The following is a 15,854-nucleotide window of genomic DNA, read 5'->3' as shown; positions in this document are numbered from 1 at the left end:
CGTTCGAGTCTCCGAACCGTGAATGGTTTTTTTTATCATGTTCCGGATTCTTGGTCGACAGTTAAATAGTTGTCGTTTTTCTATTCATAAATGCTTGTCCTTCGACATACATTTGTTATGTAAAGATACCTGCTGGATACGATTATACGGCAGAGAAAACAAGTGTAGGGAGGCTCAGGAATTTGAAAGCAATCAAACCGATGGTCGTACTATTCATAGCAGTAGCATTCGTAATTATCATGATTCCGGCAGTGCTTGTGCTTCCATTTTCAAATGATAAGACAAGTGGGCAGTTGACCGAGCAATTGGAAAGTAAAGGCAAGAATGAGGGCAAAGAGGTAGCAGCAAATGAAATGAGTTCCGTAGAAGTTGCCGTTTACCGCACATCTGCAAAAAAGATTGAAAAACTGCCGATTGAATCGTACTTGAGTGGTGTGGTTGCAGCTGAAATGCCAGCAGATTTTGAAGAAGAAGCGCTGAAAGCACAAGCGTTGACGGCGAGAACCTATATTGTCAATCAGCTCATAAGCGAAAGTCGATTAGGCTTGCCGGATGGTGCCGATGTAAGCGATACGGTCATGCACCAAGTTTATAAGAATAATGATGAGCTGAAAAAACAGTGGGGCTCTGATTATAAATGGAAAATGCAAAAAATTAACAAGGCCATAAAAGAAACGGCGGGTCAAATCTTAACCTATGAAGGAAAACCGATTACTGCCACTTTTTTTTCGACAAGCAATGGCTATACGGAGAATTCCGAGGACTATTGGCAAGCTGAATTTCCCTATTTAAAAAGTGTATCCAGTCCATGGGATAAAGAAGAATCACCAAAGTTTTATAATAAAGTAGTAGTCGACTCTGCAGATTTTGAAAATAAATTGGGTGTAAGTCTTTCTTCGGGAGCATCCATAGGAACTGTCATTGAAAGAACATCAGGTAATCGCGTAGGTGTAGTGGATATCGGAGGAAAGAAAATGACAGGAAAACAGATTCGTGAGAAGCTCGGGCTGACATCTTCCGATTTTGACTGGGAGCGTCAAGGCAACCAGATTGTGATCACGACAAAAGGATCTGGACACGGAGTTGGAATGAGCCAATACGGTGCTAACGGCATGGCCAGGGAAGGGAAAACCTATGAAGACATCGTGAAATATTATTATAAAGGCGTCAAAGTCCAGTCTTCAAGTAAGTGGCTGAATACGATGACGGCAAAAAAATGAGAGATGGGAATTCCCATCTCTCATTTCTTTTCGTTTAATTTTTCTATCAAGGTCAAAAAGCCCCGTTTACGCTTGAAATAATGATATTGGACATGAAAATAAACTGCAGCTACTCCAATGATATCTTTAATGACATCTATTAAGCTAGAGGAGCGGTACGGGACGAAAGATTGATGGTATTCATCAATCACTCCATAAAGGCAAGCTAGAAGGGCAGCCAACAGGCTTAAACCAGGTCTCAGTTTTTGGTGTGCAGCAAGTGCCGAAACAAATAATATATACAAAAGGGCAAATTCGACCAGATGAAGTGCCTCTTTGATAAATCGGTCAAATGAGGATGAGGGAAGATCAAGAATCATATCATCGGGGTTGCTCGACATTATCCAAACGGCAATCATATATAGAAAAGGCAATGACGTTAACACAAGTTTAAAAGCTTTTTTCATGATTTAAACATCCTTCAACAGTAAGATACCAAACATTTTACCATTCTACGAATAAAATCGGTTTCATTTCCACAAAATAAATCCAAAAAAAATTTTTTCCTGAATGTATATAATTTTAACAAAATGTTCAGAATGATTGCTGAGGTGATTAATATGAGAGAGGAAGAAAAGAAATCAACTTCCACAATCCGACGTATACTAAAACAACGTTGGGCATTATCAGCAATCTATATCGCAAGTGCAGCCATAATCTTAGCCGCGGCCTTCTTATTACAAAATAGTTTTGATGATTCAGCTAAAGATGGCAAAGAGGAATCGGCTGAAACAGGAAAAAACTATGGTGAGCCTTCTGTAGAGGTTAATAGCAATCTTGAGACAATCAAGATGCCTGTAGCCGATGCAGACAAATCGGTTATCAAGAAACAGTTTTATGATGTGAATGCGGATGAAAAGGCACAAGAAGAAGCATTGGTTTTCTACAACAATAGATATGAGCAAAACAAAGGTATAGACATTGCAATGGAAGATGGAAAGTCTTTCGATGTAAAAGCTTCCTTAAGTGGAAATGTAACGAAAGTCCAAGACGATGCGTTACTTGGAAATTTAGTTGAAGTAGAGCATGAAGATGGCGTCGTTACTCGTTATCAATCTGTTAAAGACATTAAGGTTGCAGTCGGTGACAAAGTGAAACAAGGACAAGCAATAGCTACAGCCGGAAAAAGCCAAATCAATGAAGAGGCTGGCGTACATGTCCACTTCGAAATCAGAAAAGATAACATTGCGTTAAACCCACTTGATTTTGTTGATAAACAAGCTTCTGCGATCCAATCTGCAACTGATGCCGAAGCTGATAAAGAAGAAACACCTGCAGTCGAAGGATCTGAAGCTGACAAAGAAGAAACGCCTGCAGTCGAAGGGTCTGAAGCTGACAAAGAAACACCTGCAGTCGAAGGATCTGAAGCTGACAAAGAAGAAACGCCTGCAGTTGACGAAACTGACGAGAGCACTGATTTAGAGAGTGGCACTGATGAGGAAGGCTCTGTCCCTGGTGAAGATACAACTGAAGAAAGCGATTCCTTAAAAGATTCGTTAAATCAATCTAATTAAGATTAAGATTTTTAATAAAATCAAAACAAAAACCTAGAGCGTTACGAATGACAACAACTGAAAATTTGGTAAAAGGAGGCCGTTCACTTAGAACGGCTTCTTTTTTTCTTTCGTGGAAATATTGGCCAATATGCTGAAACCTTTGAATTTCTGACAAATTTCTCGGGAAATAATATACGTTTAATGAAAATAAACAGATGAAAATCAGAAATATATCCAAACCTCCTGTCCCATTAGGCATATATTCTTAACCAAGCTAATAAGATGTTATAAACCATGCAAAGAGAGTGTTTGAGGTGAGGAATCGTTTATTACAAATTATCTAATAGGTGAATAATTCTATCTTTCATTGTTTATAGGGCAGCGGTATTCGATTCGAAAAATACGAATCTCATTTCACACTTCTCACATCCAATTTGGGGAGGTCGAGTGGTGTGCACGATTACATCAAAGAAAGAACTATCAAGATAGGAAAGTATATCGTGGAAACTAGAAAAACAGTCCGCGTCATTGCAAAAGAGTTCGGAGTCTCTAAAAGCACAGTGCATAAAGACTTAACTGAGAGGCTGCCAGAAATTAATCCTGATTTGGCTAACGAAGTGAAGGATATATTGGATTATCATAAATCCATTCGTCACCTTAGAGGTGGAGAAGCGACAAAATTAAAATACAAACGTTCTGAAAGAGAAGAAGAAATCGTTAAATGATACTTGAATCATTCCGGCAATTGGGAAGTAATCGGGCTATCGGGGAATGAATAAGGGGACATGAAAGTGAGTGTCAGCTTTTTCTTAACCTTGATTGCGGTTCCATGCCGGAATTTTTTTTATGGGAAAATACGGTAAGGTAGTACATTGGGCATTGATTTTTTTTACATATTGTCAAAATAGGAAATAATAGTCTGTATTAGTGTTTATTTATAATTCATACTTACTTGTGTCAATGCAATATGGTAAAATAAACAATTAGGACAGAAGTAGGTTATATGTGAGGATATTCAAGGAGGATTTAAGAAATGTTTGCTAGAGATATTGGGATAGATCTTGGAACAGCCAATGTTCTTATACATGTCAAAGGTAAAGGAATTGTGTTAAATGAGCCTTCGGTAGTGGCGATTGATAAGAATACGAACCGTGTTCTTGCCGTCGGGGAAGAAGCTCGAAAAATGGTAGGCCGTACTCCAGGAAACATCATCGCAATCCGTCCTTTAAAAGACGGTGTCATTGCAGATTTCGATGTAACAGAATCGATGCTTAAGCATTTTATCAATACATTGAATGTGAAAGGCTTCCTTTCAAAGCCTAGAATTTTAATTTGCTGCCCGACCAACATAACAAGTGTCGAACAAAAGGCGATTAAAGAAGCTGCCGAAAAAAGCGGCGGGAAGAAAGTATACCTTGAAGAAGAGCCGAAAGTGGCTGCTATCGGTGCCGGTATGGATATTTTTCAGCCAAGCGGCAATATGGTCGTGGACATTGGCGGGGGTACAACGGATATTGCCGTTCTTTCAATGGGGGATATCGTTACATCTTCATCCATTAAAATGGCCGGTGACAAATTCGATAATGAAATATTACATTATATCAAGCGGAAGTATAAGCTCCTGATTGGTGAACGTACAGCGGAGAACATTAAAATCCAGGTTGCAACCGTCTTCCCTGGATCTCGTAATGAAGTCATCGATATCCGTGGGCGTGATATGGTATCGGGATTGCCTAGAACCATTTCGGTCAATTCTGAAGAAATTGAGGAGGCTCTTCGCGAGCAGGTTTCCATCATTGTACAAGCTGCAAAAAGCGTACTTGAGCGGACGCCGCCAGAACTTTCTGCTGATATCATCGACCGCGGCGTCATTTTAACCGGCGGGGGAGCCTTGCTTCACGGGATTGATTTACTTCTTGCTGAAGAACTTAAGGTCCCGGTGCTCGTTGCCGAGCAGCCGATGGATTGTGTAGCAATCGGAACCGGTATCATGCTTGATAATATGGATAAATTGCCACGGCACAAATTCAACTAAAAAGCGGGTGGAAATCCGCATCATAAGATAGGGGTCTAAGGTTCAGACAAACGTGAGGCATAGTGAAAGTGCGTGCAGTTCCAGTACTGATGAGCAATAGGCCCTCTTCTTTTAGTCGAGAATTTGACACCATTCCTTTAAATTTGACCTAGCCTACGATATGACAAATTCTTCTGCCTAATGCTTCGCCTTTTCCTTAAGATACTGAAGTTCATGACCGATAAGATAGATATGAGATATTGAACGGATAAGTTATGTAGATTGGGGAGTGAAGAAGATGTTAAGAGGTTTTTATACGGCTGCTTCCGGGATGCTTGCACAGCAAAGGCGCACGGAATTACTCACAAACAATATGTCCAATGCGAATACAACAGGGTATAAAGCTGATCAATTGAGTGTAAGGTCTTTTCCTGAAATGCTCATAAGCAGCATGGGTGGTGAAACGGTTCCCACGGAGAGCAAATTGAGCATGTCTAACTTTTTCCAGGTTGGGGGGCTCAGTACGGGTGTTTACGTACAGGAGGCGAATCCTTTATTTACACAGGGCACATTGGAGGAAACCCAGCTTAATACGGATATTTCCCTTGTTGATGAAAACCTACCGATCAATGAGGAAACGGGTCGGCAAGGCTCGGTGTTTTTTACTGTCCAGGATGGCGATGGTGCTATCCGTTATACGCGTAACGGCAGTTTCACCCTGGATGGGCAAGGTTATCTGACTGCGCCGTCCGGTCATTATGTATTGAACGAAAATAATGAAAAGATCCAGCTTGATAGCGATCGATTCACAGTAGTGGAAAACGGTGTTATTTTAGAAGGAAATGTTCAAACCGCACGTTTGGGGATCGGTTATTCGGATGATCCGTCATTACAGCTCATGAAAGATGGCGAAGGCCTATATAAGGCTGTGAATGATGGGGATTTACCTAGCGCATACGCGGCTGCGGATGTCAGTTTTTCCACTGAGCAGGGCTTTCTGGAAGGCTCCAATGTTGACCAATCGAGAACGATGACAGAAATGATGTCGGCATACCGCTCTTTTGAAGCGAGTCAGAAGGTGCTTCAAGCCTATGATAAAAGTTTGGATAAAGCGGTCAATGAAGTTGGCAGGCTTTAATTGAGCAGTAGGTGAAATTCGGAAATTTGAACTGCAAGGGGAAAAACCATGAACCGGACGATGATGACGGCGACGAATACGCTGAACCAGCTTCAAAGTAAAATCGATCAAATAAGTAATGATATCGCGAATGTGGACACGACAGCCTACAAAAAGACCCAAACGAGCTTCAATGACTTATTGACACAGAGTTTCAATAATCAACCGAGTGAGACAAAGGAAAAAGGAAGGTTGACCGCACCTCGCATCCGGCAGGGAACAGGTGCTATGATAAGCCAATCTCAATTGGTGCTTTCACAGGGTGCCTTAAAGACGACGGACCGCAACCTTGATGCCGCATTCACCCGGGATGACCAATTCTTCACCGTAAGCGTTCAGGACGATAATGGGGTCAATACAAGGCTTACAAGGGATGGTGCCTTTTATTTATCCCCCAATGCTAACGACCAAATGATGCTTGTCACCTCTGCTGGACATAAAGTACTTGATGAAAATGGTGAACCGATCCTCATAGAGGGAAATATTAAAGACATTAAGATTTTGGAAAATGGCTTATTGATAGTGGATACGGAAGAAAATGGCGAAAAGAGTTTTGGGCTCGGAATAGTCTCGGTAAAGAAACTGCAATTTCTTGACCGGCTAGGCGGGAATTTACTTGGCCTGCCCAAAAACTTCACTGCCTTGGGTGTTACGGAAGACGATATCATGACTGCATTAACAGGGGATTCCCGCAACCAGGCAGCAGTCCGTCAAGGTACTCTGGAGTCCTCAAATGTCGATCTTTCCAAAGAAATGACGGATTTAATCAATGTTCAGCGCTCTTACCAATTTCAATCCCGGGCGGTAACGATGGCTGATCAAATGAGCGGATTAGTCAATGGAATCCGTTAAGGTAACTGGTAAATAAAATGTCTCCCTGCGGAATTAGAGCAAATCGGTTATAATGAATTCATAACAAGAGAAATCATTCGTGCCGACCATTTTGCATAGCTGCTGAATTTCTGGCGTATCGGGGAAATCAGTCGGCGAGTTTTCTTAAAAGGAGCTTTCACATTCTATATGGAACAAAATCGTGTAATGAGACAACAAATTGAAGAAGAGATAAAGGAAGTTGAGGCGAAACCGAATCGTAGGATCAAGGTCCGTCTTTTGCCAATTTGGCTTCGTTTACTCATTGTTATCGGATTGATTTTCATTGCTGTATTATCCGGGGCACTATTAGGATATAGTGTGATTGGCGGAGGACATGCAATGGATGTTTTCCAAAAATCCACATGGACCCATATTTTTGATATAGTGAACAAGGGCGCGTAGTTCCATGTTTTTTGAAGTAGTTGCTGTCGTTAACGGATTTATATTTCATGGCAACTACGCCTCTGTCTAGATGACAGGGGCGAGTTTACGTTATGTTTGAAATATTTAAGTCATAGGAGGAACAAGTATGCTTGATATCACACAAATAAAGGAAATTATTCCGCATCGTTACCCATTCTTATTAGTCGATCGGATCATAGAAATTGATGAAGGGAAAAGAGCGGTTGGATTGAAGAATGTCTCGGCAAATGAAGAATTCTTTAATGGCCATTTCCCCGATTATCCAGTTATGCCTGGAGTTTTAATTGTAGAGGCCTTAGCGCAGGTTGGCGCTGTAGCCGTCTTGAAACAAGAAGAATATAAAGGCCGGCTTGCATTTTTCGCTGGGATTGATAATTGCCGCTTTAAAAAGCAAGTTAAACCAGGTGATCAGCTGCGTCTGGAAGTGGAAATAGTGCGTATGAGAGGGTCAATGGGTAAAGGGAAAGCGGTGGCAACGGTTGATGGGGAAACAGCATGTGAGGCCGATATCATGTTTGCCTTTGGTGACAAATAAGATTCTTTTCCCGTGATGGGAATGGAATGTTTTAACTATTTTTCAAAAAGTGGTTTAAGGAATCGTGAAGCGGTGTATATAAAAAGCACTGCATTGCTTTTTTAAAGCAAGAGCGGTTTTTAGATCTTTCTATTCTCCCTTTGAATGCCGGACATTATTATGTCCGGTATTTTTTAATGTTTAATTCCAAAAAGCAGATTTTCTTTTTAAATTTAAAATAGGACGCAAGTTATTTTCACATTCGGGCAAAATACCTAATGATAAAGAAAGAAGGGAGGTTGCCAAAAATGATGAAGAAAATTTTTGCACTACTTGGGGGATCTTTATTATCTATTATGTTCCTTGCTGGATGTGGAACGGATAATGATGACAACAACAATCCCGCACCAGAAGAAGATAACAACATCATAGAAGATGATAACAATGGCGTGAATGATAACAACGGTACAGATGATAACAATGGTACGGATGATAACGGCATGAACGGTAATGATGATGGATTGCTTGAAAACGACGATAATAACGTCGATAATGATGCCGATGACTTGATTGAAGACCCTGATAAAAATGACGACAAAAATAAGTAATTAGCACAGAATGAGAAAGACTGCTTAGGCAAAAGAGGATTAATATCCTTATCCGTCTAAGTCAGTCTTTTTTATGTGCATTCGATTAGGGGATGGAAATTAAGGGAAGGTTTTTTATTTATTAGTTGCTAATTTAGGCTTTGAGCGGATTTTTTGCTTGAACTCTTTTATAAGTTCATCGCCGACGAGACCCTTTTGGACCAAATCTTCTAGAAGGAGTTCTGCATATTTGCTCCGTGTTTTTTGGATATGACCAACGAATAAAAGGCTATAGTGATTGCCCACTTTTCTTATTGTACGTAAGACAGTTTGAAACAAAGCCGGTTCATTGTCCTTTTTGGTAATGACTGCCTGGATATACACCTCTCCATCTATATCGGGAAGTGAGGGTTCAAGCTCTTTGAAATGTTTTTCTTCGACAAAGGCTTCCAGTAACCATGATCTAGCGTCGTTTTCTTTATTTATAATCAATCCATCTGTTAATGCAATATCAATCAAGTTTAAATTTTCAGTAACAATTTGCAACGAGATCAATTTGAATGATTTCATCTAATTCCTCCGTTTCTTGCAAGAAAGAGCGGCGATTACCTCTCTTAAACGTAAATTTTGAAAGGGTACATATCGATTAATCCTTTTAAAGGTAATTATATCATACTAAAAAAAAGTCCCTTAATGAAATGAAAACCCAACATTTGTCTAAATTATGAAGGATGGAATAAAAATTTGCAAAATATTTAATTTTGTTAACTATTCGTTTTTTACCTGATTTTAATCACTAAAAAATGTTTTTGCACCAATCCAAACGTTTTTTTATAAAGAAAAATGGTGTAATAAGAACATTTCCTCCATTTTTTAATCGATGGAAGAAAGCGTATGATTAAAGCAATTAAAGAGGAAGGAGTGAAAAAATGATTAATCAAGTTACCCTCGTCGGCAGGCTTACGAAGGATCCAGAATTAAGATACACACCCGATGGCAAGGCTGTTTCGAATATCACATTAGCAGTCAACCGGAACTTCCGTAATACTGTCGGTAACTATGAGGCAGACTTTGTACAGTGTATCATATGGAAAAAGTCGGCTGAAAATACTGCTCAATATTGTAAAAAAGGAGCCATAATCGGTATAACTGGCAGAATACAAACAAGAAGATACGAAAATCAGGAGGGTAAATATGTATATGTAACTGAAGTGGTCGCCGAGAGGGTTCAATTCATCGGAACTAAACAACATGATGGTAAGCCCAAAGATTTTGAACATATTGGTTTATAGTGTTACGTGAAGGTTGGGCATGCAAGCTTGCTTAACAATGTTTTTAAGAAAAGGTAGAGTTAAATTTGAAACACAAAAAAGTATTTATATGACCATAATGAATAACCAGTGCATAGAATTACAGGAATATTTTATGAAACTCGGCAGTAGTAGATAGAATTACTTTTCATCCATTCATTCCCCAAAGCTAATATAGCTTCTTCTCCGCTGGAAACCCCGATTTACCCTCAAAAAAATCGAGTTATATGATTTCCTCCTTGTAAAGACTGCAAATAAGCAGTCTTTTTTTTGTGCCAAAATGTGTGTAAATAGAAAAAAATAAAAAATAATTCTGTTAAATTAGAATTTTTAGAAAATATATTGTAATATTTTAATTTTGATGCAATAATAAACCCAATAATATAATGGAAAATAAGTTATATATAGGAAGTGATTTGATGGACGAACCAATTATTAAGGTTAATGGGCTTCGAACCAGTTTTCGTACGGACGATGGGGTAATCCCTGTCGTGAATTCAATCGATTTTCATGTCAATCCTGGTGAGGTTTTAGGGATTGTAGGAGAATCGGGATGCGGAAAAAGCGTAACTTCTCTGTCCATCATGGGTTTGGTTTCTTCACCGGCTGGTAAGGTGGAGGGGGAAATCCTTTTTAAAGGAGAAAACATCGCAAATGCCTCTGAAGCGAAAATGAGAAAAATTCGCGGGAATGATATAGCGATGATATTTCAGGAACCGATGACAAGCTTGAATCCCGTATTCACTATTGGCGAGCAGTTGGTCGAGACGCTTCGGATACATAAAAAATGGAATAAAAAGCAGGCACGAAATAGAGCTGTGGAAATGTTGAAGCTGGTTGGGCTTGGCCGTGCCGAGGAATTGCTCAAAGAGTATCCGCATCAGCTTTCTGGCGGAATGAGACAAAGGGTCATGATAGCGATGGCCATGATTTGTGAGCCTAAACTCCTTATAGCCGATGAACCGACAACGGCATTGGATGTGACGATCCAGGCACAAATCCTGGAGTTAATGAAGAATTTAAATAAAGAAACAGACACGGCAATCATGATGATTACCCATGATCTTGGGGTAGTGGCGCAAATGTGTGAACGTGTCATTGTCATGTATGCCGGCAAGGTGATTGAGGAAGGAAATGTGCAAACGATTTTCCAAAACCCTAAGCATCCTTATACGGTTGGTTTACTTCAGTCGATTCCCGATATGCGAATAAAGAAAGAGCGCCTTTACTCGATACCGGGTAATGTGCCAAAGCCTGGGACAAGCAACCTCGGGTGCCAGTTTGCACCCCGCTGCTCCCATGCCATGGAGCAATGTATGAATGAGACCCCGTCTCTATTGGAATTCGATGAGGGCCAGCATGTTCGCTGCTGGCTGTATGAAGATGGGAAAGGAGCTTCCTTGCATGAATCAAACATTGGTTAAGGTAGAAAACCTAAAGAAGCATTTTCCGATAAAAGGAGGGGTTCTGGGAAAGACCATTGGCGAGGTTAAGGCAGTCGATGGTTTGTCTTTTTCCATTTATAAAGGGGAAACCTTGGGACTTGTCGGTGAAAGCGGTTGCGGAAAGTCTACGACGGGAAGGTTATTGCTTCGATTGCTTGAGCCGAGCGAGGGCAATGTTTATTTCGAAGGAAAGGACCTGACAGCTTTATCTTCCAGTGAAATGAGAAAGATGCGCCGTGAAATGCAGATGGTCTTCCAGGACCCATTCGCCTCCCTCAATCCCAGGCATACTATTGAAAAAATTTTGGAAGAACCGCTCATCGTCCACGGGGTTAAAGATAAAAAAGCCCGAAAGGCCCGTGTACAGGAACTTCTTAAGGTCGTTGGCCTAAGCAGTTACCATGCTAAAAGGTATCCGCATCAATTCAGCGGGGGCCAGCGGCAGCGTATTGGCATCGCGAGGGCACTTGCAGTCAACCCCAAACTGATCATTGCCGATGAGCCGGTATCTGCACTGGATGTGTCGATTCAAGCCCAGGTCTTGAATCTGTTGCAGGATTTGCAGGAAGATTTTGATTTGACCTACTTGTTCATTGCTCATGATCTTGGAGTGGTAAGGCATATCTCCGACCGTGTCGGTGTCATGTATCTTGGACATATTGTTGAATTGACGGAAAGTGAAGGGCTTTATGAAAATCCGCTTCACCCATATACGCAGGCTTTATTATCGGCCGTGCCCATTCCGGATGTGGAATATAAGGGGGATAGGGTAATCCTGCAGGGAGATGTTCCAAGCCCATCAAACCCGCCCAGCGGCTGTCCATTCCATACGAGATGTCCGAAGGCGATGGCAGAATGCAATACGGACAAGCCAATCCTGACTGAACATAAACCTGGTCACTACGTTGCTTGTCATTTATACAATTGACACGACGTATACATAAATTCGCAAATAATAAGGGGGAAGAATATGAAGAAAACATTGGCATTGTTGCTGACTGGTATCCTGGCTCTTTCGCTAGCGCTTGCGGGATGCTCCTCGTCTACATCAAAAGAGAAAGATGATGGTAAAGGGGGATCTAGTGAAGCGAAGGGCGGCGTATTGATATACGGTAAAGGCGGAGATGCTGTCGGTCTTGACCCAGCAATCGTAACCGATGGGGAATCATTCATCGTCACTCAGCAGATTTTTGAAACGCTTGTGAAATATGGGGAAGATGATACGGAAATCAAATCGGGTCTTGCAAAGTCATGGGAAGTGTCAGATGACGCGAAAACATACACATTCAAATTGGAAACCGGAATCAAGTTCCATGATGGTACGGATTTCAATGCAGATGCGGTCGTAAAAAACTTTCAACGATGGGCACAAAGTAAGGATGAAGGGAAATTTGCGTACTATGCCTCCATGTTCGGAGGATTTGAAGGTGATGAGGGTCATGTTATCAAAGAAGTAAAAGCGATCGATGCCAGCACGGTGGAATTCACTTTGAACCGTCCGCAGGCGCCGTTCCTGAAAAACCTTGCCATGCCTACATTTGCCATAGCCAGTCCTGATGGAATTGAAAAAGAGGGTGACGACTTCACTAAAAACCCATCTGGTACAGGTCCTTTCAAGTTCAAATCATGGAAACCTGGCGATACGATTGAAGTGGTGAAAAACGATGATTATTGGCAAGATGGACTGCCTAAACTTGATGGAGTCACGTTTAAGGTCATTAAAGATAACTCTGCACGTTTAAATGCTGCAATCAAGGGTGAAATAGACCTGATGGACGGGTTGAACCCAAGTGATATCAGTAAGGTTACAGGAGATGAAAAACTGCAAATATTCGAACGTGCATCCATGAACGTCGGGTACTTTGCTTTCAATGTTGAGAAAGCACCATTCGACAAGAAAGAAGTGCGACAAGCCATCTCGCATTTGATCAACAAAAAGGAAATCATTGATAATTTTTATGAAGGCACAGCAGAGCCTGCCAAGAATCCTATGCCTCCATCCGTTTCTGGCTACAATGACAAAATTGAAGACTATGATTACGATGTAGAAAAAGCGAAAGAACTGCTGAAAAAAGCTGGACTTGAAGACGGATTTAAAATGGATCTATGGGCAATGCCGGTACCGCGTCCATATATGCCGGATGGTCAAAAAGTGGCTGAAGCCATTCAAGCAAGCCTAAAACAAGTCGGCATCGAAGCGAATATCGTTTCGTACGAATGGGCTGCATATTTAGAGAAAGTGCAGGCTGGTGAAGCCCAATCCTTCATGATGGGCTGGACAGGCGATAATGGAGATGCGGATAACTTCCTTTATACATTATTGGATAAAGATAATATCGGCTCCAACAACTATGCCCGTTACGCAAACGATGAAGTCCATGAATTGCTGATCGAAGCCCAGTCCACGGCAGATGAAGCCAAGCGTAATGAGTTGTATGGAAAAGCCCAGGAAATCATCCATGATGAAGCTCCATGGGTTCCGCTTGTACACTCTTTACCGCAGTTAGCCGGATCTAAGACGGTCAAAGGGTTTGTTCCACATCCAACTGGTTCACAATCCCTTGTTAATGTTTCTCTAGAAAATTAACCGTACGAACCGGGTAGTATGGAGTCTTGCATGCTTCCCGGTTTTGTTATGGAATGCATTTCAAAATGATCGAGGGCGCTTCGAAGGCCCCTTATTTAAAAGGCGGGTGATTGTTTTGTTTTCCTATACCGTACGACGTTTAGGATCTCTCATTCCGGTGTTACTCGGAATGGCGTTTATTGTGTTCATGATGATACGGGCGATTCCTGGAAATCCAGCACAGGTGATTTTAGGGCAGCAAGCAACGGAAGAGGCAGTCGCTGCGATGACAAAGGAACTTGGCCTGGATAAACCTTGGTTCATTCAATTTTGGGATTACTTATCAGGCCTGTTAAAGGGGGACCTGGGAGTTTCGTTAAAAACGAATAGTCCGGTTTCTGAAGAAATTGGACCATACTTAATGGCCACGATAGAATTGGCCTTGATCGCGATGATCATCGCCGTGATCATAGGCGTGAATGCAGGGATAGTATCAGCTTGGTTTCAAAACTCATGGTTTGATTATGTCGCCATGGTGATTGCGTTGATTGGTTTGTCCATGCCTATTTTCTGGCTGGGATTAATGGAGCAATACATCATTTCAATTCAGTGGGATTTACTTCCGACGACAGGGCGGGACAATATCAGGGATCCCGTTGAGGCCATAACCGGCCTTTATTTGATAGATACACTCATGGCTGGCAGGGTTGATCAGTTTTTCGAGGTGATCAAGCATCTCATTTTGCCAGGGTTAGCGCTTGCTACCATTCCGATGGCGATTATTGCAAGGATGACACGTTCGTCCATGCTGGAAGTCATGAGATCGGATTTCATTCGTACGGCTCGTGCTAAAGGAATGAAAATGTTTTGGGTTGTTTACAAGCATTCCTTTAAGAATGCCTTGATTCCAGTGGTGACGGTTATCGGTCTGCAGACAGGATTACTTTTAGGCGGCGCCATATTAACGGAAAACATTTTTGGATGGCCAGGTATCGGTACATATATTTATGATGCAATCCTATCTCGGGATTATCCGGTGATACAGTCCGGAATTCTCGTCATCGCCTTTTTGTTTGTCATGATTAATCTAGTTGTGGACTTGTTGTACGCAGCGATCGATCCTAGGATTAAGTATAAATAGGGAGGGAAACTCATGCCTGAAATAGCAACGAATACTCCGCCAATCCTTCCTCCAAAAGAGGCAGAGGAAAAAGTCATCTCTCCCTGGAAGGAAGGCTGGAAAAGCTTTAGGAAAAACAAGGTAGCGATCGTGGGTCTGGGGATTGTTTCATTTTTCATCTTAATCGCCATCTTCGCGCCCGTTATAGCACCTTATTCATTTGATGGGCAAAAGCTAAGTGATAAACATTTGGCCCCGTCTGCGGAGCATTGGTTCGGAACGGATGAATTTGGCCGGGATATTTTGAGCAGGGTCATTTATGGCTCGCGCATTTCAATAGGGGTCGGCTTCTTATCTGTTGCCGGATCTGTTGTGGTTGGGTCTTTTTTGGGGATCATTGCCGGTTATTACGGCAGGTGGATAGATACGATCATATCGAGGATCTTTGATATTATTCTGGCCTTTCCTAGTATCTTGCTTGCCATTGCTGTCGTTGCCGTTTTGGGGCCCTCCCTTCGCAACGCACTTATTGCCATCGCCATCGTCAATGTCCCGATATTCGGCCGGCTTTTACGGTCACGGGTCTTAACGGTGAAAGAAGAGGAATATGTAACGGCTGCAAAGGCAATTGGAATGGGTGATGGCCGCATTCTCCTTCACCACGTCCTTCCGAATAGCCTTGCACCGATTATCGTTCAAGGTACCTTGGCGATTGCAACTGCCATCATTGAGTGTGCAGCGCTCGGCTTTCTCGGTCTCGGTGCACAGCCGCCAGCACCAGAGTGGGGAAAAATGCTCGCCGATTCCAGGGCGTTCATCATTCAAGCACCATGGACGGTTCTCTTCCCTGGGCTTGCGATCATGCTTACGGTACTCGGCTTTAACCTAATGGGGGATGGACTGCGCGATGCCTTGGATCCAAGAATGAAAAACTAGAAGTAAAAGGGTGATGTTAGTTTAACATCACCATCTTTTTGCCGTTTATCTTGTAAATCTAGCAAAATATGAAAAATAATAAAAAAATCCTAGTTCTAAATAGGAAAATAGTGACTATTACCCCTTAAAATCAC

17 protein-coding genes are annotated in these 15,854 nt (G+C 41.8%); 15 read left to right on the top strand and 2 right to left on the bottom strand.

What is annotated here, in order from left to right:
* Positions 1–182 precede the first annotated feature (182 nt).
* Complete coding sequence (gene spoIID / locus MHB45_RS23485) at positions 183–1,220, top strand: stage II sporulation protein D (RefSeq protein ID WP_237766575.1); 1,038 nt, start codon at positions 183–185, stop codon at positions 1,218–1,220.
* A gap of 20 nt (positions 1,221–1,240) precedes the next feature.
* Here spoIID and MHB45_RS23480 read toward each other — a convergent pair whose 3' ends face one another.
* A complete protein-coding gene (locus MHB45_RS23480; protein WP_048685818.1) occupies positions 1,241–1,666 on the bottom strand; it encodes a VanZ family protein in 426 nt (141 codons plus the stop codon).
* Positions 1,667–1,819: 153 nt separating this feature from the next.
* On the opposite strand from MHB45_RS23480, the gene MHB45_RS23475 reads away from it, so the two are divergent.
* From MHB45_RS23475 to MHB45_RS23440, 8 genes are all read left to right on the top strand, one after another.
* Positions 1,820–2,773, top strand: a complete 954-nt coding sequence (locus MHB45_RS23475; protein WP_253350145.1) for a peptidoglycan DD-metalloendopeptidase family protein — start codon at positions 1,820–1,822, stop codon at positions 2,771–2,773.
* 434 nt (positions 2,774–3,207) lie between these two features.
* Entirely contained in the window at positions 3,208–3,480 is a 273-nt protein-coding gene (gene spoIIID / locus MHB45_RS23470) for a sporulation transcriptional regulator SpoIIID (RefSeq protein ID WP_034315767.1), read from the top strand.
* A gap of 308 nt (positions 3,481–3,788) precedes the next feature.
* Positions 3,789–4,790 (top strand): rod shape-determining protein, encoded by a 1,002-nt coding sequence (locus tag MHB45_RS23465; protein WP_048685812.1) that lies wholly within the window; start codon positions 3,789–3,791, stop codon positions 4,788–4,790.
* Positions 4,791–5,067: 277 nt separating this feature from the next.
* A complete protein-coding gene (locus MHB45_RS23460) occupies positions 5,068–5,907 on the top strand; it encodes a flagellar hook-basal body protein (RefSeq protein ID WP_048685810.1) in 840 nt (279 codons plus the stop codon).
* A 48-nt stretch (positions 5,908–5,955) separates the two neighbouring features.
* Entirely contained in the window at positions 5,956–6,798 is an 843-nt protein-coding gene (locus tag MHB45_RS23455) for a flagellar hook-basal body protein (protein WP_072272237.1), read from the top strand.
* 168 nt (positions 6,799–6,966) lie between these two features.
* The gene (locus MHB45_RS23450; RefSeq protein ID WP_053087418.1) at positions 6,967–7,221 is read left to right on the top strand and encodes a DNA-directed RNA polymerase subunit beta; all 255 of its coding nucleotides are present in this window, start codon (positions 6,967–6,969) and stop codon (positions 7,219–7,221) included.
* Between the two features lie 127 nt (positions 7,222–7,348).
* Positions 7,349–7,777 carry a 3-hydroxyacyl-ACP dehydratase FabZ gene (gene fabZ, locus MHB45_RS23445; RefSeq protein WP_034315755.1) on the top strand — a complete coding sequence of 143 codons (429 nt, stop codon included), beginning with the start codon at positions 7,349–7,351 and terminating at the stop codon, positions 7,775–7,777.
* Positions 7,778–8,064: 287 nt separating this feature from the next.
* Positions 8,065–8,364: a hypothetical protein gene (locus tag MHB45_RS23440; protein ID WP_048685804.1), complete on the top strand. Its 300-nt coding sequence runs from the start codon at positions 8,065–8,067 to the stop codon at positions 8,362–8,364.
* A 114-nt stretch (positions 8,365–8,478) separates the two neighbouring features.
* On the opposite strand, the gene MHB45_RS23435 is transcribed toward MHB45_RS23440, so the two are convergent.
* Positions 8,479–8,913 carry a YwpF family protein gene (locus MHB45_RS23435; RefSeq protein ID WP_034315749.1) on the bottom strand — a complete coding sequence of 145 codons (435 nt, stop codon included), beginning with the start codon at positions 8,911–8,913 and terminating at the stop codon, positions 8,479–8,481.
* A gap of 359 nt (positions 8,914–9,272) precedes the next feature.
* On the opposite strand from MHB45_RS23435, the gene ssb reads away from it, so the two are divergent.
* The 6 genes from ssb to MHB45_RS23405 all read left to right on the top strand — a co-directional run bounded on the left by ssb (position 9,273) and on the right by MHB45_RS23405 (position 15,720).
* Positions 9,273–9,635, top strand: coding sequence for a single-stranded DNA-binding protein (gene ssb / locus MHB45_RS23430; RefSeq protein ID WP_048685802.1), 363 nt, complete (start codon positions 9,273–9,275; stop codon positions 9,633–9,635).
* 437 nt (positions 9,636–10,072) lie between these two features.
* Positions 10,073–11,077 (top strand): ABC transporter ATP-binding protein, encoded by a 1,005-nt coding sequence (locus tag MHB45_RS23425; protein ID WP_152908346.1) that lies wholly within the window; start codon positions 10,073–10,075, stop codon positions 11,075–11,077.
* Positions 11,058–12,026 (top strand): ABC transporter ATP-binding protein, encoded by a 969-nt coding sequence (locus tag MHB45_RS23420; RefSeq protein ID WP_057278171.1) that lies wholly within the window; start codon positions 11,058–11,060, stop codon positions 12,024–12,026. The genes MHB45_RS23425 and MHB45_RS23420 overlap by 20 nt, the downstream gene beginning before the upstream one ends.
* A gap of 42 nt (positions 12,027–12,068) precedes the next feature.
* Positions 12,069–13,685, top strand: coding sequence for an ABC transporter substrate-binding protein (locus tag MHB45_RS23415; RefSeq protein ID WP_072272238.1), 1,617 nt, complete (start codon positions 12,069–12,071; stop codon positions 13,683–13,685).
* Between the two features lie 115 nt (positions 13,686–13,800).
* Positions 13,801–14,805 (top strand): ABC transporter permease, encoded by a 1,005-nt coding sequence (locus tag MHB45_RS23410; protein WP_072273716.1) that lies wholly within the window; start codon positions 13,801–13,803, stop codon positions 14,803–14,805.
* 12 nt (positions 14,806–14,817) lie between these two features.
* The gene (locus MHB45_RS23405) at positions 14,818–15,720 is read left to right on the top strand and encodes an ABC transporter permease (protein ID WP_048685793.1); all 903 of its coding nucleotides are present in this window, start codon (positions 14,818–14,820) and stop codon (positions 15,718–15,720) included.
* The last annotated feature ends 134 nt before the right edge of the window (positions 15,721–15,854 follow it).

The sequence above is a fragment of the Peribacillus sp. FSL K6-5616 genome (assembly GCF_038008245.1).
Classification (GTDB): domain Bacteria; phylum Bacillota; class Bacilli; order Bacillales; family DSM-1321; genus Peribacillus; species Peribacillus frigoritolerans.
The sequence above is the reverse complement of the archived record's forward strand: the minus strand, read 5'-3'. Positions and strand labels throughout refer to the sequence as shown.